Consider the following 22,477-nt stretch of genomic DNA (forward strand, 5'->3'; position numbering starts at 1 on the left):
CACCCCCGATTATTTTTCGTTGAGTAGACTAGACAATTTGCTTGCAAAACCTTGGTCGGTAATAGCCAAAGCCACGCGGGCCTCTTTACCTGTAGCATGTCCTAAATCATAACGATCGCCAATCACATGATACTCAACGTTGTAATACGTGCATTTATCTTGAATTTTTTTGCTAGAGTTTTTAGAAGCATCATTTGCAAGCAGTACTATTTTAGCATTACCGTTCCTGATTTCTCTAACTACTAGCTCTTCTCCTGAAATAACTTTGCGTGCTCTCGCTGCAATGCCAAGCAAATTGAATATTGCTTGATTCGTCATAAAATCGACTCCCTACGGATCAGTGTCAGTAGTTCTTCGTAGATTTCATCAGGAATTTTCACATCAAGTTGATACCCTAAAACATTTTTCTTACGTGCGATGTCAACCGCTTGTTCTGACTTTGAAACATAAGCGCCACGTCCAGGCTTTTTCCCAGTAACATCTACGCTTACTTCGCCCTCTTTCGAACGAACAACACGAATCATTTCTTTTTTCGGTAGCATGTCTCCAGTTGCTACACATTTTCGAAGAGGCACTTTTCTATTAATCGACATAAGAATCACCTTTCCCTTATGAAGCTTCGTAAGAGGCGGATCAGTCATATTTCAGACTGTTCACACTGGTTTTCTTACTTATTCTTCGTCGTCTTGATATAAGTCAACCGCTACGTCTTCGTAGTCGCTCTCTTCATCTTTAACTGGTATGAATGTACTTGTAGTAGAAGGATAAATACCTAACTCACGTGCATCTGTTTCGCTTTTAATATCGATTTTCCAACCAGTAAGTTTCGCCGCTAAACGAGCATTTTGTCCACGTTTACCAATTGCTAATGATAATTGATAGTCTGGCACGACAACAGTTGTTGAATTTTCTTCTTCGTTTACTTGCACATCTAATACTTTAGATGGACTTAGCGCATTTGCTACAAACACAACTGGATCTTCTGACCATTCAACGATGTCGATTTTTTCTCCATTTAATTCGTTGACGATTGATTGTACACGTGCACCTTTTGCACCTACACATGAACCCACTGGATCAATTTCTTCGTTATGTGCGAAAACAGAAATTTTAGAACGGTCTCCTGCTTCACGAGCAATCGATTTAATTTCTACGATGCCTTCGTAAATTTCAGGGACTTCCATTTCGAATAGACGACGAAGTAAACCTGGGTGTGTACGAGATACGATTACTTGTGGACCACGTGTCGTACGCTCTACTTTTGTAATATACACTTTAATACGATCGTGCGGGTTATACGTTTCACCTTGAATTTGTTCATTTTGTGGTAATGCCGCTTCCACTTTACCAAGCCCAACGTAGATATTGCGTGCATCTAAACGCTCTACAACACCTGTTACGATATCGTCTTCACGGTCTACATATTGCTCGTAAATTATACCACGTTCCGCTTCACGTACGCGTTGTGTTACGACTTGTTTAGCAGTTTGTGCAGCGATACGTCCGAAATTACGAGGTGTTACTTCTTGCTCCACGATATCTTCAAGTTCGTATGCAGGATTGATAGCTTTAGCATCTTCAAGAGAAATTTGTAAGCGGTCGTCTTCTACTTCTTCAACAACATCTTTACGTGAGAACACACGCATTGAGCCTTTGTCCAAGTTTAAGTCTACACGAACATTTTGAGCTTGGTTAAAGTTGCGCTTGTAAGCTGTTACTAATGCAGCTTCAATAGCTTCAATTAACACATCTCTTGAAATTCCCTTTTGTTCTTCTAGCGCAGTTATCGCATCTAACAAATCACTACTCATTTTATTTTCACTCCTAAATATGCATTATGCTGAAAAATCAATGGCAAGGCGAGCCAATGCGATTTCTTTTTGTTCAATTGTTACTGTAATTTTGCGCGTTTTAATTCGCACATCCATTACTAATGTATGTTCATCATATGATGTTAAGTAGCCTAGGAACTCTTTCATGTCCTTAATGGGCTCATATGTTTTCACATATATAAACTTCCCAATTGCTTTTTCAAAGTCTGTATCTTTTTTTAATGGGCGCTCTGCGCCTGGTGATGATACTTCTAAATAATAATTTTGTGTAATTGGATCTTTTTCATCCAATAATAAACTTAGTCGTTCACTAACTTGAGCGCATTGGCTGATGTCAATTCCACCCTCAGGTGTATCCACATAAACACGTAAAAACCAGTCACGTCCCTCTTTAACAAACTCGACATTCACTAATTCGAGGTTTAACTCTTCAACGATTGGTGTAACGAGTTCTTCAATTACAGATGGTACTTTGCTCATAGTATCCTCCTGACATTCTTCAATTTCCGGCACAATAAAACACAAATTTCACCATTTATTTTGGTGAAATTTGACGGTCTTACCAGCTGTTAGTCTCAAAAAATTTGTTTTATACGATATAACAACAGAAAAGAGCGGGAATGCCCCACTCTTTTGCTGGAAAACTATCAACAAATTATTACTATAAGAATAGCACAGTTTACACCAATTTGCAAACTTCCTTAATTATGAAGTTCATCCACTTGTAAATTAAAGAAAACTCACCTTAAAACAGCGATAACTGATTTGCATCTGGCATGCCCTCTAAACAGCCAAGTTGATCCATATACTCTATTAGCGTTTTTGACACACGTCCACGTTGCTGTAAATCCTCTTTCGATAAGAACTCTCCATCTGCACGCGCAGCTACAATAGCTTTCGCAACATTCGTACCAAGTCCAGGAATCGCATCAAATGGAGGAATTAATGAGTTTCCATCAATAATAAACTCACTTGCCTGCGAACGATACAAATCGACTTTTTGGAAGCTCATACCACGCTCACACATTTCGAGCGCTAGTTCCATCACTGTCAGTAGATTTTTTTCTTTCGTTGATGCATCTAAGCCCTTCATGTTGATTTCATCGATTTTAGAACGAATCATTTGTGAACCTTGAGTCATCGCGATTAGATCAAAATCATCTGCACGGACCGTGAAGTAGGCTGCGTAATATAGAATCGGGAAATGCACCTTAAACCATGCAATACGCACGGCCATTAACACGTACGCAGCAGCATGGGCTTTCGGGAACATGTATTTTATCTTCTTACATGAATCGATATACCAACCAGGTACTTTATTAGCCAACATTTCTGCTTCAAACTCGTCTGATAAACCTTTCCCTTTACGCACCGATTCCATAATTTTGAAGGCTAGTGATGGTTCAAGTCCTTGATAAATTAAATACACCATAATATCATCACGACAGCCAATTACTTCTTTTAACACACACGTCCCATTGTGAATCAGCTCTTGTGCATTACCTAGCCATACATCGGTTCCATGTGAGAGTCCAGAAATTTGCACAAGCTCTGAGAACGTCGAAGGCTTCGTATCTTCTAACATTTGGCGCACAAAGCGCGTACCGAATTCGGGGATACCAAGTGTTCCTGTTTTACAGCCGATTTGTTTTTCAGTCACACCAAGTGATTCAGGTGAACTAAAAATTTTCATCACGAACGGATCATCTGTCGGTATCGTTTTTGGGTCAATGCCGGATAAATCCTGCAACATACGAATCACGGTCGGATCATCGTGCCCAAGAATATCTAGTTTTAAGATATTGTCGTGAATAGAGTGGAAATCAAAATGTGTTGTACGCCACTCTGAATCCTGTGCATCCGCCGGGAATTGTACTGGTGTGAAATCAAAAATATCCATATAATCCGGCACTACGATAATCCCACCCGGATGCTGCCCTGAAGTACGTTTAACGCCTGTACACCCCTGCACTAGACGGTCTACCTCAGCGCCCCTAAAATGTAAATTATGGTCATTTGCATAACCTTTTACGTAGCCATACGCCGTTTTCTCTGCAACCGTACCGATTGTTCCAGCGCGGAATACGTAATCTTCACCAAACAGCACTTTTGTATAATTGTGGGCTTGTGGTTGATATTCACCAGAGAAGTTTAAATCGATATCAGGAACTTTATCCCCTTTAAATCCTAAAAACGTTTCGAACGGAATATCTTGCCCATCTTTTTTATAAGGTGTTCCACATTCCGTACAATCCTTATTTGGTAAATCATAGCCAGAACTAACCGAACCGTCGTCGAAGAACTCTGCATGTTTACAGTTTGGACAAATGTAATGCGGTGGCAATGGATTTACTTCAGTAATTTCCATAAAGGTAGCCACAAGTGAAGAACCAACTGAACCACGCGAACCAACTAAATAGCCATCCGCTAATGATTTTTTCACGAGTTTCGCCGAAATTAAATAAATTACCCCGAATCCATGCCCTAAAATCGACTTCAATTCCTTCTCAATACGTGCCTTAACTATTTCCGGCAATTCTTCACCATATATACGGTGTGCCATTTCATACGTTAAATTCGTAACCTCATCATCAGAGCCTTCAATTTTCGGTGTATATAAATCATCTTTGATAGGCTTCACATCGCCAATCATCGCTGCGACTTTTTGCGTATTTGTGACAACAATTTCCTTCGCAATATCTGGCCCTAAAAAGTCGAACTCTGCTAGCATTTCGTTTGTCGTTCTAAAATGCACTTCAGGCAACTTTGATTTATTTAAAATATTCGCACCACCTTGCGAACCGACTAAAATTTGTCTAAACATTCCATCAGTCGGATCTAAATAATGGACATTTCCCGTTGCAACAACAGGTTTATCTAGTTTCTTCCCAAGTTTCACAAGCTTGCGAATAATATCCTCGATCGTCCATTCATCTCGCACAATATTACGCTCGATTAAATGTGCGTATACTGGTTTTGGATGTACCTCAATATAATCATAAAACGCCGCTACTTTTTCAGCTTCTTCTGGTGATTTTTGCATCATCGTTTCAAATAATTCACCCTTATCACAGCCAGATCCAATGATTAGTCCTTCACGGTACATTTCCAATGTAGAGCGAGTAACACGTGGCACACGGTAAAATGTCTTTGTATGTGCATGGGTTACAATTTTAAATAAGTTTTTCAAGCCGACGTTATTTACCGCAAGAATTGTACAGTGCATCGGTCTTGCCTTTTTATAAGCCTCGCCGCCACCAATGTGCTTATTAAAATCATCGTGATATTTAATGCCCATTTCATCCGCTTCTTTTAACAAGTGCTGCAGTAAATAACCTGTCGCCTCTGTATCATAAATAGCTCGGTGATGTTGCGTTAATTCGATACCGAATTTTTTACAAAGCGTATTTAAACGGTGATTTTTCATCGTTGGGTGCAGCAAACGCGCAAGCTCTAACGTATCAATGACTGGATGAACGACACCTTCTAAGCCAAATTTTCTATAGCCTGTGTACAAGAAGCCCATATCAAACGATGCATTATGCGCAACTACTATTGCATCACCAATAAATGCGTGAAATTCCTTGATAACTTGCTCGACTTCTGGGGCGTTACGCACCATATCATCTGTAATGCCTGTCAATTCAATGGTTGTCGCTGAAAGGGCATGATGTGGATTTGCAAAACTTTCGTATTTATCTATGACATGCCCGCCTTGAATTTTGACAGCTGCAAGCTCAATGATCGTATCATACGCCGTTGAGAGTCCTGTCGTTTCCACGTCAAATACTACATATGTTGTTTCTTCTAGAGATCGGTGCTGCGGGGCATATGCAATTGGAACACCATCATTCACTAAATACGCTTCTAAGCCATAAATAACTTTGATACCATGTTTTTTTCCAGCTGCATACGCGTCCGGGAAAGATTGCACAACAGCGTGATCCGTTATTGCAACAGCTGGATGACCCCATTTCGCCGCTTGCGCAACTAGTCGCTCAACTGGTGTAACTGCATCCATTTGACTCATCGGTGTATGCAGATGCAATTCCACACGTTTTTCGCCATCGGGTGCTAAATCTTGGCGAGTTTCTTTTTTAATTTCATTGATGTCATTCGCCATAACGATTAAATCACGGATAAACGTATCCGTTTGTACAGAGCCTCGTACTTTTACCCACATACCTTTTTTCAAATGTTGCATGAGTGTAGCATCATCATTATCACGAGAGAACATTTTCACAACTATTGAATCTGTATAATCGGTAATTTTAATTTGTAATAAGGAACGGCCACTTTTCAGCTCTTTAATTTCCGCATCGAAGACAAAGCCCTCAATAATAACACGACGCTCTTCTTCTACGATACGCTTAATTTCCATAATTTCATCGTCTTTAATATGCATACCAAGCTGGAGCGGTCGGTCGCCAAGAGATGCAAGCGCTGGATTTTCTTTCTTCTCTTGCTCACGTTTTTGGAAATCCTCCATCGCTTGTTGGGCAAGTGCAATTTCCTCTATACGTTTTTGCTCAACGAAGGCTTCTTGGGCCGCACGCATTTCCTCTGTTTCTTCTTGTAGAATAAAATCCATGGCAATCGGTGGAAAACCAAATTGCCCATAACTCGCTGAAAGTTTTTCTGCATACTTCGTTTTGAGCATCATCAACTCCATTTCTTGCATACAAGAAAGAGTTATTTTTTGCCCATTCCAAGCCGGAGTTTGTGATATAAGGCAACTTTTTAATGTTGGTGCCATATCATCAATTTGCTCAACTACAGTTAACCAGTACGCTTGAATGAGTTCTTCTGTCACTGTTTTGTCAATCGTTTCAAAAGTGGTATTCACTTGTGCAATGGCTGCGAATTTTTCAGCTAAATGCGTGCGGAATAATTGATAAAGTGGAAAGGGTAAAATATCACGTAGTGTAATGGTAAAATGCCAAAGTCTATTTTTTTTGTGCACAGTTAAACGAGATAATTCGCCCCCTTCAAAAAAGGACATATAGACATCATCTGTTAACTCTAGCTGCTGCAAGAGCATTTGAAATTTCAGCCTTGCTTCTTGTTGCTGTTCCAACGGGTGACACCTACTTTCTATTTGATCCATATTCATTCCTGTCGCTCCGCTTCCATCACAGAAAACTTTGCGTCCAGCTCAATATTGAAAAAGAAAGGAAAGTACCTCTATGTGTACCTTCCTCCCATCATGTATTAGTTTTTACGGAAAAATTCGTTTAAGTGATCGATTATCTCTTCTTTTTTCCATTCGAATGTTTCGCCTGTTTGACGGATTTTCACTTCAACAATGCCTTCAGATGCCTTTTTACCAACAGTTACACGTACTGGTAAACCGATTAAATCTGCATCTGCAAATTTAACCCCTACACGTTCAACACGGTCATCTAATAGTACATCATATCGATAAGATTTTAGTAAACCATATAATTCTTCTGCTAAGCCTACTTGTGCTTCGTCCTTCGTATTAACAGGCACAATATGAATATCGTACGGTGCTAATTGCGTTGGCCACGTGAAGCCATTTTCGTCTTGGAAATGTTCAGCAACCGCTGCTAAAATACGAGAAACCCCAATACCATAGCAACCCATGATGAATGGTTGTGCTTTTCCTTGTTCATCTAAAAACGTCCCATTCATTTTTGCAGAGTAAGTTGTGCCCAGTTTGAAAATATGCCCAACCTCAATACCTTCTGCAAATTTGATGATACCTTGCCCATCTGGAGAAGGGTCACCTTCTTGAATGAAACGAATATCTAAGTAATCATTCACGGCAAAGTCACGTTCTGGATTAACATTTACAAAGTGATAGCCGTCTTCGTTTGCACCAGCAACGCCGTTACTAATCGATTTAATTGCTTTATCTGCTATAACTTTAACGTCTACTGGTAATTTTACCGGTCCAATTGAACCTACTCCACATCCTAGTAAATCGCGAATTGCTGCTTCACTTGCAAGCTCTACAGAACTAGCTTCAAGTGCATTTTTCAATTTAATATCATTGATTTCGTGATCACCACGAGCAAGTACAACGACTAATTCGCCATCTACATCAAATACTAATGATTTAATAACGTTTGATGCATCAACATTTAAGAAAGCAGATACTTCATCAATTGTTTTTTGGTCTGGCGTTGCTACTTTTTCAAGCGCTTTTAATGTAGCTTCAGGCGCTTTATATTCAGTGATGACTTCAGCCATTTCGATATTTGCTGCATAATCTGAAGTATCTGAGTAAGCAATTGTATCTTCACCAATCTCAGAAAGCACCATGAACTCATGTGTGCCTTTACCACCAATCGAACCAGCGTCAGCGATAACTGCACGATAGTTTAAGCCTAGACGAGAGAAGATATTTGAATATGCACGGTACATATCATCATATGTTTCGTCTAAGCTTTCACGAGTTGCATGGAATGAATACGCATCTTTCATAATAAATTCACGGCCACGTAATAAACCAAAGCGCGGGCGTTTTTCATCGCGGAATTTTGTTTGGATTTGATATAGTGTTAACGGTAATTTTTTATAAGATTTAATTTCATCACGTACTAATGTTGTAATTACTTCCTCATGTGTCGGACCTAGTGCAAAGTCACGATTGTTACGATCTTTTAAACGCATAAGCTCTGGACCGTATTGTTCCCAACGACCAGATTCCTGCCATAGCTCTGCCGATTGTAATGCAGGCATTAGTAATTCAATAGAATTAATAGCTTCCATCTCTTCACGGATAATATTTTCGATTTTTGTTAATACGCGTTTAGCGAGTGGTAGGTATGAATAAATACCACTGGCATTTTGACGGATAAACCCTGCACGTAGTAATTGCTTATGTGATTTAACATCCGCATCAGCAGGTACTTCACGTAGCGTCGGGATGAATGTTTTACTTTGCTTCATTAAGTGTTCCACCTTTTTCAATATATATGTTCATACTCTAGCATAATCAAATTTAGCTTTGAACGCAATGATTGGAGTCATATACGCTCAAAGCTATTTTACACTAGAAGAAAAATCGTTGAATATCGTTCCATGTTACAACTACCATTAAAATCATCAGTAGTACGATCCCCACAAAATGGACCATGCCCTCTTTTTGTCGATCGATTGGTTTGCCTCGTACAGCCTCATAACCGAAGAATAGTAAACGGCCACCATCAAGTGCTGGTAGTGGTAATAAGTTCATAATACCGAGGTTAATGCTTAGCATCGCTGCAAAGTTCATTAAATAGAAAATTCCGTAACTCGCAACTTCCTCAGTCGTTTTATATATACCCACCGGTCCTGATAGCGCATCAATCGTTAATCGACCTGTAACTAGCTCACCTAGTAATTCAAATATACGAATAGTCATATCGTACGTATTCTGTGCACTTTGGACAACAGCCTTTAACGGATTAAATTCACGCGGGCTTTCATATTTAACACCAATTTGGCCGTATTTATCGCCAGTTTCCGTTTTCATTTCTTTCACGGTCATCGTTAAGTTTTCCTGTTGACCACTTCGTTCAACGGTTACATTAATCGTTTCGCCTGCGCTTTCTTGCACAATTCCAGCTAGATCCTGCCATTTTTCAACAACTTGTCCGTCAATCGCTGTTACTCTATCACCAGCTTGCATTCCCGCCTGTGCCGCAGGGTCGTTTTCCACAACTTCTGTAATAATCGGCTCATACGTCGGTACCCCGTTCAATAACCCTATAAGCAAATAGATGAAAAATGCTAAAATAAAGTTAAACAAAGGTCCTGCAAAGATCGTCATTGAACGTTGACCAACCGACTTCGAATTAAATTGACGATCATACGGCGCAATGATTGTTTCCTTACCATTTTCTACAAGAACGCAATTTCTTGACACGTGATAGCGTACTAGTTGTTCTTCTTCGTCATAACCTTCAATAAACAAATCACGCTCTAAATCAGCACGTTCCACTTCTAAAAATAGAAGATCTGGTAATTGTCTATTACTTTGGTTAAAAATAATTTTTTCAACCATATTATCCTCATTAACAATTAGCCCAACTCGGTAGCCTGGTTGTAATTCCGTGCTATCCATATCTTCTCCAGCCATACGTACATAACCACCAATTGGTAGCAAACGTAACGTATAAAGCGTTTCGCCTTTTGTCATGGCGAAAATTTTCGGCCCCATACCAATGGCAAATTCTCGCACCATAATCCCTGCACGTTTAGCGAACAGGAAGTGGCCAAGCTCATGGAAGAAGACGAGCAAGCCAAATATTAAAATAAATGCAATAGCTGTTTGCATAATACCCCACCTTCAATAGCGAATAGTTAACGACGCGTTTCTTTTGTTATTTTACCATGGCCAATACTGTTTTCCTTGTCTCACTATCAACATGTAAAATCGTTTCTAAATCTGGCACTAAAATATTGCTGTGTGCCTGCATCACACGCTCAATTGTTTCATCAATCTCAAGGAACGTTATTTTCCCTTGTAAAAATGCCGCAACTGCCGCTTCATTCGCTGCATTCATTGCTGTTAAAATTGTTCCACCCATACGTCCAGCCTCATAAGCTAAACGCAGTGCTGGATAACGCTCAAAGTCCATTTCCTTAAAATGAAGTTGACCAATTTGTGCTAAATTAAGACGTTGACCGTTATGTAGTGGAATACGATCTGGATAACTCAGTGCATATTGAATCGGTACGCGCATATCTGGTGTCCCAAGCTGCGCAATGACACTTGTATCATGATACTCAACTAGTGAGTGAATAATACTTTCTCTATGCAAAAGCACATCAATTTTATCATACGGCATATCAAATAATACGTGCGCTTCAATGACTTCTAACCCTTTATTCATCATTGTGGCCGAATCGATTGTAATTTTCGCACCCATTGACCAGTTTGGATGATTAAGGGCATCTGCTACCGTTACATGTTTTAATTCATCGCGCGTTTTGTCACGGAAACTACCACCAGAAGCTGTAATGATCAAACGTTCAATATTTTTTGGATTTTCGCCATTCATTGATTGGAATATCGCTGAATGCTCACTATCTACCGGCAAAATGGGCACATTATATTTTCTCGCCTCAGCCATGACTAAATGACCCGCTGTAACAAGTGTCTCTTTATTTGCAATAGCAATTGTTTTACCCATACGAATTGCAGCTAATGTCGATTCTAAGCCAACACTGCCAAGTACGGCATTTACAAGTACCGTTGAATCCGGATGTGTAGCGACCTCTACAAGCCCTTTCGCTCCATAAGTAAAGTGAGTGTTCGGATAAACCTTTTGCAAAGCACGTGCATCTTCCTCAAACTGCACAGATACAAGCTCCGGCTTTAATACGTCAATCATCTCACGTGTTTTTTCGATATTTTTCCCTGAAGAAAAGGCAACCAATTGAAACGCTTCTGGTTGCTGTATTAATATATCGTAGGTTTGCCACCCAATAGAGCCTGTTGCTCCTAATAAACTAATTTTTTTCACAACAATTTGTCCCCTTTTGTATCTTGACTAAAACGCCACCCTCTTTGGGCATGAATACGCAGATTCTTAACTACTGAAAAGATGTAAAAAGTGTAGTAACGGCACAACGAATAATAGACTATCAAAGCGGTCCAAAATCCCACCGTGACCTGGTAAAATATTCCCGGAATCCTTCACGCCATAATGACGTTTAATCGCCGATTCTACTAAATCGCCCATTTGTCCGATAATAGAGGCAAATATCGTAATTAGAATCAGGGAGACATAGCCATTCATTAATGGATAAATCATTTGCATACCAACTGCGAAAATCACGGCAATCACAATCCCACCGACAAAGCCTTCTACAGTTTTCTTCGGTGAAATTTCAGGCCATAGCTTGTTCTTTCCAAATTTACGACCGACAAAATAAGCACCAGAATCCGTCGTCCATACGACTAACAAGCAGTATACAACCCACTCTAGACCATTGCCACGTATTTCGATTAAGTAATGGAAGCCCATACCGACGTAAAATGCACCTAACAAAATAAAGCCTATTTCATCGAATGTCATTTTATTCTTCACTAGCACGACATATATAAGCAGTAAAATCATCAAGCCATACACGACCATTAAGATCGTAGGATAACCAATAACGTCTAATACATCATTTGCCCATTTATTCGGGATTACGAGTAACACTAGTGTGAGCAATCCAATCCCACCAGGTATAGAAAAAATAGAAATACCCTTCATTTTCAGTATCTCATAAAAGCCTACTACAGCTATTGCTAGTACAAGTAATGTAAATGGCACCTTCCCATAAATAACAAACGGGATAAATAAGGCCGCTGCAATAATCGCTGTAATGATTCGTTGTTTCAAGTTGTTTCTTCTCCCTTCAACCCACCGTAACGACGATTACGTTTTTGATAGTTCTCAATCGCTTCCAATAAGGTCTCCTCGCTAAAATCTGGCCATAAAGTATCAGTGAACCAAAATTCAGTATAAGCAAGCTGCCATAACATAAAATTACTTAGTCTTACTTCACCACTTGTACGGATTAATAAGTCCGGTTCAGGTAAATGAGCAGTCATTAAATGTGAAGTCATACATGCTTCATCAATTTCATCAATCGATAGCAGTCCATCCTGTACTTTTTGCATCATATTTTTCATGGCGCTGACCATTTCGGAGCGACTACCATAATTTAACGCAAAATTTAATATGAGACCCGTATTATTTTTTGTTTCTTCCATCGCCTCGAATAATGCAGTTTGTGTATGCTTTGGAAGCAACGTTGGATCACCAATCATTTCTACCCGCACATTGCGTTCCATCATTTCCGGCAAGAAAGAGCCCAAAAACTCAACCGGTAATCGCATTAAAAAATCGACCTCAGCTTTTGGTCGCTTCCAATTTTCTGTCGAGAACGCATAAACCGTTAACACTTTAATGCCTAGGTCAGATGCAAATCTCGTTACCTTACGTACTGTCTTCATACCTTCGTGATGCCCAGCAACACGAGGCATCGCACGTTTTTTTGCCCAACGTCCGTTTCCGTCCATTATAATCGCTACATGAGCAGGAATAGGCTCGCTTTTAGAAAGAGCAATACGTTCCTCCAATGATAGTGTATCTATATTTATTTGTTTTCCTAATAGCTTTTTAAACATACTAATTCCCCCACTACAACTAATCGGACGTATACTTATTAATAATAACAAACATAAGGTCTCTTTGTCTTTTTTTTCCCTTTTAATTGACTATGCGTTTATCCTCTATATTAGAACAAACACTCAGCGGGCGTCCAATGAAGATAAAAAGAAAAGACGTCCTGTAATATATAGGACGTCTTCATCTCATCAAAAAGTTCCATCATAGAATTGTAGAGCGTCTGCTTACACGTCTAAAATTTCTTTTTCTTTCTCTTTCGCCACTTGGTCTACTTTAACGATGAAATCATCTGTTAACTTTTGAATATCTTCACCGTAACCACGTAGATCATCTTCTGTGATTTCACCAGATTTTTCAAGTTTTTTCAGATCGTCATTTGCGTCACGACGTACATTACGTACAGCAATTTTTGCTTCTTCCGCTTCTTTTTTCACTTGTTTAACAAGGTCTTTACGACGCTCTTCAGTTAAAGCAGGAATCATTAAACGAATTAAGGTACCATCATTTGTTGGCGTAATGCCAATATCTGATTTCATAATCGCTTTTTCGATATCACCTAAAATGGTTTTGTCATAAGGTGTAATAACTAGAAGACGTGCTTCAGGTACAGCAACGCCTGCAATTTGGTTAATAGGTGTTGGAGCACCATAATAATCTACAGTGATACGATCTAATAAAGATGCGTTTGCACGACCTGCACGGATTGATGCTAATTCACGAGAAAAAGCAGCAATTGTTTTATTCATTTTATCCTTAGCTTGTTCCATTACTTGTTTAGCCATTATATATTCCTCCTAACAACCGTTCCAATTTTTTCACCCAGTACAGCACGTTTAATATTACCTTGTTCCATGATTGAGAAGACAATTAACGGAATATCGTTATCCATACATAAAGTTGAAGCCGTTGAATCCATTACTTGCAAACCTTGTTGAATAACGTCTAAGTACGTGAGTGTATCGTATTTCACAGCAGTCGCATCGACTCTTGGATCTGCTGAATAGACACCATCCACATTATTTTTTGCCATTAAAATAGCGTCTGCATCGATTTCAGCTGCACGTAATGCCGCAGTTGTATCTGTAGAAAAGAATGGGTTACCTGTACCCGCTGCGAAAATCACAACACGTTTTTTCTCTAAATGACGAACTGCTTTACGGCGAATATATGGTTCAGCTACTTGCGTCATCACGATAGATGATTGAACTCTTGTTTCAATTCCTATTTTCTCAAGAGCATCTTGTAATGCTAGAGAGTTCATAACTGTTGCCAGCATTCCCATATAGTCCGCTGCTGCGCGGTCCATACCCATCTCGCTACCGATTTTCCCACGCCAAATGTTACCGCCACCTACAACAACAGCAACTTCTACATCAAGGTCTACTACTTCTTTCACTTCTTCTGCAACAGACTTGATAATTTTTGGTGATAAACCAAAGCCAGCTTCTCCAGCCAACGCTTCACCACTTAGTTTAATGACTACTCGTTTATATTGTGGCACACTCATTGTAAACCTCCGTCAGACATTTATTTAAAAGCATTTCTTCTCTTTATTCATTATAGTATATATAACAATAATTTCTAGTAATAGACAAATCGAATCCTAAACTCTTTCGATTCCCCATTCTTTTCCTGAAAAATAGGGAACACGCTATGTTGTGTTCCCCATTTTTTGTCTAGAAATTATTTGATTAGGCTAGACTAGTCTAATTAGTTACCTTTAACTTGGTTCATAACTTCTTCAGCAAAGTTATCTTCACGTTTTTCGATACCTTCACCAACAGCGTAACGTACGAATCCAGTTACAGTACCACCAGTTGCATCTACGAAAGCACGTACTTTTTGGTCTGGGTTTTTAACGAAAGTTTGGTCAAGTAAGCAAACGTCTTCGAAATATTTACCCAGACGGCCTTCTACCATTTTCGCTACGATATTTTCTGGTTTACCTTCGTTAAGAGCTTGTTCAGTTAACACTTTGCGCTCTTTTTCAACTTCATCAGCAGAAACTTCGTCACGAGAAACGTAAGTTGGGTTAATAGCAGCGATGTGCATAGCTAAGTCTTTTGCAGCAGCTTCATTAGTAGAACCTTCAAGAACTACTAATACACCAATACGCCCACCCATGTGTAAGTAAGAACCGAATGCATCTGCATCAGTTTTTGTTTTAATTTCAAAACGACGTAGGCTGATTTTTTCACCGATTGTAGCAATAGCAGTTGAGATTTGGTCAGCAATTTTTACGCCTTCTGCATTTACAAGCTCAAGAGCCGCTTCTACAGATTCTGGTTTAGCAGCTAGTAATTGTGCCGCAAGTTCTTCAACTAATACTACGAATTTATCGTTTTTAGCTACAAAGTCAGTTTCAGCATTTACTTCGATTAAAATTGCTTCGTTACCTTGAGCTAAAATGTAAGTTGTACCTTCAGCAGCGATGCGGTCAGATTTCTTAGCAGCTGATGAAAGACCTTTTTCACGTAAGAAGTCGATTGCAGCTTCAATGTCGCCTTCAGTTTGTACTAACGCTTTTTTACAATCCATCATACCAGCGCCAGTTTTTTCGCGTAATTCTTTTACTAATTGTGCAGTAATGTTTGCCATTTAGTGTTTCCTCCTTAGTTGGTTGAAAATTAATTAGATGTAAGTTCTAAAAAAGGTGATAAGGGGTTTGAGCCACTTATCACCTTTTTGTAAACGTGAATTACTCAGCAGCTGCTTCAGTTGCAGGAGCTTCTTCTTCACCTTGTTTTGACTCGATTAATGCGTCAGCCATTTTAGCAGTTAAAAGTTTAACAGCGCGGATAGCATCGTCATTTGCAGGGATCACGTAGTCAATTTCATCTGGATCACAGTTTGTATCAACAATTCCTACTAGAGGAATGTTTAATTTGCGAGCTTCAGCAACAGCGATACGTTCTTTGCGTGGGTCAACCACGAACATAACGTCCGGAAGATTGTGCATATCACGGATACCGCCTAAGAATTTAACTAGACGTTCGTGTTCTTTTTTAAGTTGGATTACTTCTTTTTTAGGAAGAACTTCGAAAGTTCCTTCTTCTTCCATTTTTTCGATAGCTTTCATACGTGCAACACGTTTTTGAATAGTACCGAAGTTAGTAAGAGTACCACCTAACCAACGTTGGTTGATGTAGTAGTTGCCTGAACGTTCTGCTTCATCTTTGATCGCTTCTTGTGCTTGTTTTTTCGTACCAACGAAAAGAACTTTACCACCGTCTTGACCAACTTGACGCATGAAGTCGTAAGCTTCCTCTAATTTTTTAACAGTTTTTTGTAAATCGATAATGTAGATCCCGTTACGTTCAACGAAGATAAATTTCTTCATTTTTGGGTTCCAACGACGAGTTTGGTGACCGAAGTGTACACCAGCTTCAAGTAATTGTTTCATAGAAATTACTGACATGTGAATTTCCTCCTAGAATGTTTGGTTTTTTTCCTCCGCATTTATCGTCTGCAACAAGCTACTCTGATTATCAGAGCACCACTTACTACATCAAAATACGTGTGTATTGATAACACCATTTGCTAATATACCATAGGGCATACGTATCCGCAACTGTTTTAGCTGTGGAATTTCAATAAAAGTTCGATTTCTGTCTTCCCTTTCTGAAGTTGCTTGGCGATTTCCTCTACGGTTTTTCCTTCTTTCGACAACTGTACGACTTGTTCTTCAAATGTACGCTCTTTTTGCTTTTCTTTACTCACTACATCTAATGTCGCGACAGAGGCTTCTTGGTTTACAGTATTATTAGGTGCATATTGTTGACGACTATAGGCGTTTGCTGCCGTTTTTTTCGGAACTAAAACACGTGGCTCAACTTCAAAATCCTGCAAGTTTATCTCTTTAGCAGATACCTCAGTTCTCACTTGTTGTTTTTCTTGTGCCCTATGCTGCTTAACAACTTCGCCAGTTGGTTCTATCGGCTGTTGCACTATAATAGATTGCGGTTTTGGTACTACCTGCAGTTCGCTAATAAGACGATTATTTTCGTCTTTCATCTCCGCTAAATATACACTGATTGTATCGTCCATCTCACGCATTAAACGCTCTTGCTTTCTCTCTAAATCTTTGAATTTAGCAAGCTTTGTATTCAGAATAATCATGGTGAAAAACGACAGAAGCTGTAATACAAATAGCACTACGATTAATATGGTTGTCATGTTATACCCCTATCCACTAAAGTCCACGAAATTTCCTTTAAACGGATGCTGAGCTTGCTTCTCTGGTTTTTCGTCACTATTCTTTTTCTTTTTACGAGTACCATGTATGTACTCAACACCGGCCTCTTCTTCTTCACTGATTTCATCCATACTTTCTGAGGTGTTCACAATTTTTTGCTTGCGCTCTAGTTCCTTTTTCAATGCCTCATTTGCATTGGCTTGATGGGCTAAAGCCTGTTGCTGAGCCTGATCAGCCATTTTACCCGCTTCAAACGTTTTTGGTATAGCTATTTGTAACTCGACACCTTTTAAACTCACGGAAATCCCTCCTTCAATGGCACTGACTCTCTCTATATACTTATATATTAATCATTTCATTGGCTAATAATTTGCGCAACTTTAATAACGCCTTGGAGTGTATTTGAGAAATACGTGAAGTTGAAAGCTCTAACATTTCGCCGATTTCAGTTAGTGTCATTTCTTCGGTGTAAAATAAGCTTAATACCAGTTGCTCTTTATCATTTAACTTTTGGATATTGGCTGCTAAATCACCAAGCAACTCAGACTTCACGACAACATGTTCGGGTGTCTTTGTTGTATCATCTCGAATGACAAATGCCTTCCCTTCAGCTTCTTCCTGGTCCTGTTGTTCATTAATGGATAGTACATTCGAAAAAAAGTGCTCTTGTACAGTTTGATATACTTCGTCGACTGGTAATTCCATATGTTCAGCAAGTTCTTCGGGCGTAACATGACGCATATATTTCTGTTCTAAATGTTCAATTTGTGCATCTAGTTTTTTCGCTCTTTCCCTTGCCGATCTTGGAAGCCAATCCTCCTTCCGTAATCCATCAATAATAGCGCCTCTAACTCGGAAAGAAGCATACGTATCAAATTTTAAATCCCGATTAATATCAAATTTATTGAGCGCATCAAAAAGACCTAACATGCCTAAGCTCATTAAATCATCTCGCGAAACATTCTTCGGTAAACTAGCACCAATTCTTTGCACGTGATAAGACACAAGGGAAGTATACTTTTTTATTAGTAAATCACCTGCATCTGGATCACGGTCATTAATCCATCTATTCCAGATTTTTTGTTCATCGTTTAGAATTAATTGTGCCATGGAATCCACCTCTCTTAAAAACCGATGCTATTCTTCCCTATATTGTACCAAAATTCGATGATAATTTCATAACTTACCAAACATAATATTAACAAATAATCCATTGTACTTATCCGCAAAAAAAAAGAGATGTCTCAAGATACAATTGAGACAACCCATTCTTATCATAGATTCACTTGTTCTTCTTCTCGATGCATCATTGTACGAACAACTTGTGCTATCTCTTCTGTGTTTTCATCTTGGAATTCTACCGTTGTATTGGTCACTTGCTTTTCTTGTTTTTTTACAAGATTACTCTCATCTTGTACTTCTTCATTATGCTCGTCATCTATTAGACTTTCATCACTTTCAGGTGTGTATAAGATGAACGACACCAGATAACGTACGGGAAACATAGCAAGAAACACAAGAATGGCCGTCACAAACGAGCCTATCAAAATTCGAATTGGGAAATGGGAACTTTGAAACGTGATAAAAAAATACATTGAAAACGCTATAAGCGCTGCCCATAAGTTATAAAAAATAGAACCAAACATTATATTTCACTCACCCCTTGGTTGACCGTTCGAATATGTAATTTCGATGTTGTAGGATCAAACTCAATTGTTCTACCACTGCTGCCGCCTGTATCTTCAGCAATTAAAGGAATGGAATTTCGCTTCAATTCTTGTTTTACTGCCTCTACATTTCGCGGACCGATACGCATTGAATCCTTATCTGACGTAAATTGAAACATTTGTGCACCTCCAGCAATTTTTGCCTTCAGTCTGAATTTTTGAACGCCTTCTATTTTCAATAAATCGATCATTGCAGAAATACTTGTATCGGCAAATTTTGCAACATTAATCGATTCTAATCTTCCTAGTTTAGAATCTGGGAGCATGACATGTATCAAACCTGCAATTTTTTTCGACTCATCGTATAAGATAACGCCAACACAAGACCCAAGACCAGACGTCCTGATCGTGTTTGGCAATTTTGCTACATCCATTTGTGCAATTCCAACCTTTATAACTTGTCCACTGTTTAACATATGACTATGAAACTCCCAAAGCTTTAAAAATCGCTTCAAATGAATCTGGATCAGGTAATAAGAAGAAATGACCCCTTACTGTCTCGAGATCTTCAACTCCGTCTTCAAAAATGGATGTGTTAATTACGATGACATTATCACCAACATGCGATAATTCGATTAAGCCAATACTAATGATTGCACCAAACATGTCTACACTTAAGCCCGGCACTGTCGGGTAAATTTTCAAATTTGTAAAATCCGACAACGCTGATAAATATGAACCTGATAAAATATTACCCATTTCTTGCATTGCGGATAAACCTAATTCAGAAACTGGTGGGTTTTTAAAGTCGAACGATTCATCATGAATTAGACGTCGAATAAAACGATTTGCTTGCTCAATTGGTAAAATAAAGAACATACTACCTTCCGCATCGCCCTCAATACGTAAGAAAATACCGACAACGACGTTTTCAGATCCCCCTACAAGTTCCATCATGTCATTAAATGACACCATTTCTACCTTAGGGACGCGCATATCGATTTTCTTATCAAGCAAATCGGAAAGTGCAGTTGCGGCATGTGCAGCACCAATATTCCCAATCTCTTTTAATACGTCTAAATGTAGTGACGTAATTTTCTGATTATATGCCATATGTCATCCCTACTTTAGTGGATTTAATACCTTCTCTAAATGCAATAAAATCAATAAACGCTTATCTAATTTTGCCACGCCGGAAATGAATTCTTCTCCTAATGAGCCGACTACTTCTGGTTGTGGTTCAATGGAATTTGCTGCAATGTCTAGCACATCGTTTGCTGAATCTACAACAAAGCCGACTTCCATATCTTCTAAAGAAATAATGATGATACGCGTTGTCTCTTCATTTTTTGAAATTGGTAGTTCAAAACGTTCACGTAAATCGACAATCGGTGTAACGACACCACGTAAGTTAATTACACCTTTTACATACTTCTCCGTTTTCGGTACTCTCGTAATATGCATTAACTTTTCAATTCCTTGTACATGTGACACAGGGATCGCATATTCTTTATCTGCTAATTGGAAAACAATCACTTTAATACTTTCTTGTTCAATTGCGTTTGTCATGGTTAACACCTCTCTTATTCATTCGCCTTATTTGATCAGTGCATTGCAATCTACGATTAATGCTACTTTCCCATTACCTAAAATTGTCGCACCTGAAATTGCAAAGATATTTGTTAAATAGTTACCTAATGATTTCAACACAATTTCTTGTTGGCCAATGAATGAATCAACAACTAAACCAGCAAGCTTCTCACCTTTACGAACGATAACCACTGAGCGGAATTCATCGTCCTGAACCTCTTTACTAGGTACCTCAAAGATTTCCTCTAAGAATACAAGCGGTACAACTTTACCACGGAAGTCAATCACTTTTTGGTTATGCGCATTCATAATGTCTGAAGAACGAATAATCGATGTTTCAATAATCGATGATAATGGAATTGCATAAATCTCTTTTTCGATTTCTACTAACATGACAGAAATAATCGATAATGTTAATGGTAATTGAATAGAGAAAATAGAGCCTACATCTTGTGTAGATTCAATTGAGATATTACCACCCAATGATTCAATCGTTGTTTTCACAACGTCTAAACCAACACCACGGCCTGATACATCCGAAATCACATCCGCTGTAGAGAAGCCAGAAGCTAAAATTAACTCGTTAATTTGTTTGTCTGACATGGATAGTGATTGTTCATGCGTCACAACACCTTTAGAAATCGCTTTTTCCAGTACTTTATCACGATTAATGCCTGCACCATCATCTTCAATTTCAATAAAGACATAGTTGCCACTATGGTAGGCACGAAGAACTACTGTACCTTCTTCCGGCTTACCTTTCGCTAAACGCGTAGCAGGATTTTCAACACCGTGATCTACAGAATTACGAATTAAGTGAACAAGCGGATCACCAATTTCATCAATTACTGTACGATCAAGCTCTGTTTCCGCACCAATAATTTCTAGATTAATTTTTTTATTTAAATCACGAGACAACTGACGAATCATTTTCGGGAAGCGGTTGAATACCGTTTCTACTGGTACCATACGCATCGTTAAAATGATTGTTTGTAGATCACCCATTACACGGCTCATTCGTTCAACTGTTTCATTAAGCTCATTGTGATTGACTTCTGTAGCAATCGACTGTAATCGACCACGATCAATTACAAGCTCTTCAAATAAGTTCATTAAAATATCCAGTCGCTCAATATTTACGCGGATTGTTTTATTCCCAACAGGTCCAGCTTTGACAGGAGTAGCTTTCTCAGGTGCTTTAGCAGGCGTCGATACTGAAGGACCTACAGCATGTTCTGTTTTAGCTTCAACAACCTCTACTATAACTTCTTCTTCACGCTCTGAATACTTAAATTGTTCGATTGTGATTGGTACAACGATTACTTCCTCTACTTCTGAAACTTTCAGAAGTTTTTTCTGCATATCTTCTGCAGACTCTTTCGTCACAAACGCTACATAAAACAGTTGATCAAATTGTTCGTCCTCTAGTTTTTCAACGGTTGGCGATGACTTAATGACATCTCCGTCCTTCTCTAAAATTTCAAAGACCATGTACACACGTGCGGCCTTTAATAAGCAATCTTCACGTAAGCGCACAGTAATTTCAAATGCATTGAAATCTTGTTCAAAGGATTGCGTAATAACAGTTTGTTCAAAACCATCATATTCAAGTGCACTTGCAACAGGCGTAACAGCGACTGCAGTGGCAGCTACTTCAGCTATTACAGACTCCCCAGACTCAATAAGCTTCAATTTTGCAACAGTCGAAGAAACATCACGTTTCCCGTCACCACCATTTGCAATACCCATTACCATATCTTCTAAATGGTCAACAGATTCAAACACAACGTCTAAAATTTCAGGTGTAACATGGATTTTCTCATTGCGAATCGCATCTAATACGTTCTCCATTTTATGTGTTAAATCTGCTAAATCTTCATAACCCATTGTCGCTGACATGCCTTTCAGTGTATGGGCCGAGCGGAAAATTTCTCCTACAATCGTTAAATCATTAGGATTTTTCTCTAACTCTAATAAATGTTCGCTACAAGCTTGCAAATGCTCTTTACTTTCTTCGATAAACATCTCTAAATATTGATTGACTTCCATAAGAGG

At 38.9% G+C, this 22,477-nt stretch carries 22 protein-coding genes; all 22 read right to left on the minus strand.

The window, feature by feature from the left end:
* Positions 1 to 9: 9 nt before the first annotated feature.
* Complete coding sequence (locus tag AEA09_RS13220; protein ID WP_053584301.1) at positions 10 to 318, minus strand: YlxQ family RNA-binding protein; 309 nt, start codon at positions 316 to 318, stop codon at positions 10 to 12.
* Positions 315 to 593 (minus strand): RNase P modulator RnpM, encoded by a 279-nt coding sequence (gene rnpM, locus AEA09_RS13225; protein WP_053584302.1) that lies wholly within the window; start codon positions 591 to 593, stop codon positions 315 to 317. The genes AEA09_RS13220 and rnpM overlap by 4 nt, the downstream gene beginning before the upstream one ends.
* A 78-nt stretch (positions 594 to 671) precedes the next feature.
* Positions 672 to 1,811 carry a transcription termination factor NusA gene (gene nusA / locus AEA09_RS13230; RefSeq protein WP_053584303.1) on the minus strand — a complete coding sequence of 380 codons (1,140 nt, stop codon included), beginning with the start codon at positions 1,809 to 1,811 and terminating at the stop codon, positions 672 to 674.
* 24 nt (positions 1,812 to 1,835) lie between these two features.
* The gene (gene rimP / locus AEA09_RS13235) at positions 1,836 to 2,312 is read right to left on the minus strand and encodes a ribosome maturation factor RimP (protein WP_053584304.1); all 477 of its coding nucleotides are present in this window, start codon (positions 2,310 to 2,312) and stop codon (positions 1,836 to 1,838) included.
* A gap of 265 nt (positions 2,313 to 2,577) precedes the next feature.
* Entirely contained in the window at positions 2,578 to 6,909 is a 4,332-nt protein-coding gene (locus tag AEA09_RS13240) for a PolC-type DNA polymerase III (RefSeq protein WP_156312201.1), read from the minus strand.
* A gap of 134 nt (positions 6,910 to 7,043) precedes the next feature.
* Positions 7,044 to 8,750: a proline--tRNA ligase gene (locus AEA09_RS13245; protein WP_053584305.1), complete on the minus strand. Its 1,707-nt coding sequence runs from the start codon at positions 8,748 to 8,750 to the stop codon at positions 7,044 to 7,046.
* A gap of 103 nt (positions 8,751 to 8,853) precedes the next feature.
* A complete protein-coding gene (rseP, locus tag AEA09_RS13250) occupies positions 8,854 to 10,119 on the minus strand; it encodes an RIP metalloprotease RseP (RefSeq protein ID WP_053584306.1) in 1,266 nt (421 codons plus the stop codon).
* 46 nt (positions 10,120 to 10,165) lie between these two features.
* Entirely contained in the window at positions 10,166 to 11,311 is a 1,146-nt protein-coding gene (gene dxr / locus AEA09_RS13255; RefSeq protein ID WP_053584307.1) for a 1-deoxy-D-xylulose-5-phosphate reductoisomerase, read from the minus strand.
* 66 nt (positions 11,312 to 11,377) lie between these two features.
* Positions 11,378 to 12,178 (minus strand): phosphatidate cytidylyltransferase, encoded by an 801-nt coding sequence (locus tag AEA09_RS13260; protein WP_053584308.1) that lies wholly within the window; start codon positions 12,176 to 12,178, stop codon positions 11,378 to 11,380.
* Entirely contained in the window at positions 12,175 to 12,969 is a 795-nt protein-coding gene (locus tag AEA09_RS13265; RefSeq protein WP_053584309.1) for an undecaprenyl pyrophosphate synthase, read from the minus strand. The genes AEA09_RS13260 and AEA09_RS13265 overlap by 4 nt, the downstream gene beginning before the upstream one ends.
* A 225-nt stretch (positions 12,970 to 13,194) precedes the next feature.
* The gene (gene frr / locus AEA09_RS13270) at positions 13,195 to 13,752 is read right to left on the minus strand and encodes a ribosome recycling factor (RefSeq protein ID WP_053584310.1); all 558 of its coding nucleotides are present in this window, start codon (positions 13,750 to 13,752) and stop codon (positions 13,195 to 13,197) included.
* Positions 13,752 to 14,477, minus strand: a complete 726-nt coding sequence (gene pyrH / locus AEA09_RS13275; protein ID WP_053584311.1) for a UMP kinase — start codon at positions 14,475 to 14,477, stop codon at positions 13,752 to 13,754. The genes frr and pyrH overlap by 1 nt, the downstream gene beginning before the upstream one ends.
* Positions 14,478 to 14,680: 203 nt before the next feature.
* Positions 14,681 to 15,568, minus strand: coding sequence for a translation elongation factor Ts (gene tsf, locus AEA09_RS13280; RefSeq protein WP_053584312.1), 888 nt, complete (start codon positions 15,566 to 15,568; stop codon positions 14,681 to 14,683).
* Between the two features lie 100 nt (positions 15,569 to 15,668).
* Positions 15,669 to 16,388, minus strand: a complete 720-nt coding sequence (gene rpsB / locus AEA09_RS13285; RefSeq protein WP_053584313.1) for a 30S ribosomal protein S2 — start codon at positions 16,386 to 16,388, stop codon at positions 15,669 to 15,671.
* A 158-nt stretch (positions 16,389 to 16,546) separates the two neighbouring features.
* On the minus strand, positions 16,547 to 17,146 hold the full coding sequence (locus AEA09_RS13290) for a hypothetical protein (RefSeq protein WP_053584314.1): 600 nt from the start codon (positions 17,144 to 17,146) through the stop codon (positions 16,547 to 16,549).
* Between the two features lie 9 nt (positions 17,147 to 17,155).
* Entirely contained in the window at positions 17,156 to 17,464 is a 309-nt protein-coding gene (locus AEA09_RS13295) for a hypothetical protein (protein ID WP_053584315.1), read from the minus strand.
* A gap of 40 nt (positions 17,465 to 17,504) precedes the next feature.
* Positions 17,505 to 18,275, minus strand: coding sequence for a FliA/WhiG family RNA polymerase sigma factor (locus tag AEA09_RS13300; RefSeq protein WP_053584316.1), 771 nt, complete (start codon positions 18,273 to 18,275; stop codon positions 17,505 to 17,507).
* Between the two features lie 164 nt (positions 18,276 to 18,439).
* Positions 18,440 to 18,811, minus strand: a complete 372-nt coding sequence (locus AEA09_RS13305; protein ID WP_053584317.1) for a hypothetical protein — start codon at positions 18,809 to 18,811, stop codon at positions 18,440 to 18,442.
* A complete protein-coding gene (locus AEA09_RS13310) occupies positions 18,811 to 19,308 on the minus strand; it encodes a chemotaxis protein CheD (protein WP_053584318.1) in 498 nt (165 codons plus the stop codon). The genes AEA09_RS13305 and AEA09_RS13310 overlap by 1 nt, the downstream gene beginning before the upstream one ends.
* Positions 19,309 to 19,312: 4 nt before the next feature.
* Complete coding sequence (locus AEA09_RS13315; RefSeq protein ID WP_053584319.1) at positions 19,313 to 19,945, minus strand: chemotaxis protein CheC; 633 nt, start codon at positions 19,943 to 19,945, stop codon at positions 19,313 to 19,315.
* Between the two features lie 9 nt (positions 19,946 to 19,954).
* Positions 19,955 to 20,401: a chemotaxis protein CheW gene (locus AEA09_RS13320; RefSeq protein ID WP_053584320.1), complete on the minus strand. Its 447-nt coding sequence runs from the start codon at positions 20,399 to 20,401 to the stop codon at positions 19,955 to 19,957.
* 27 nt (positions 20,402 to 20,428) lie between these two features.
* On the minus strand, positions 20,429 to 22,471 hold the full coding sequence (locus AEA09_RS13325; protein ID WP_053584321.1) for a chemotaxis protein CheA: 2,043 nt from the start codon (positions 22,469 to 22,471) through the stop codon (positions 20,429 to 20,431).
* Positions 22,472 to 22,477: the final 6 nt, after the last annotated feature.

This window comes from Lysinibacillus contaminans, from assembly GCF_001278945.1.
Taxonomy (GTDB): Bacteria; Bacillota; Bacilli; order Bacillales_A; family Planococcaceae; genus Lysinibacillus; species Lysinibacillus contaminans.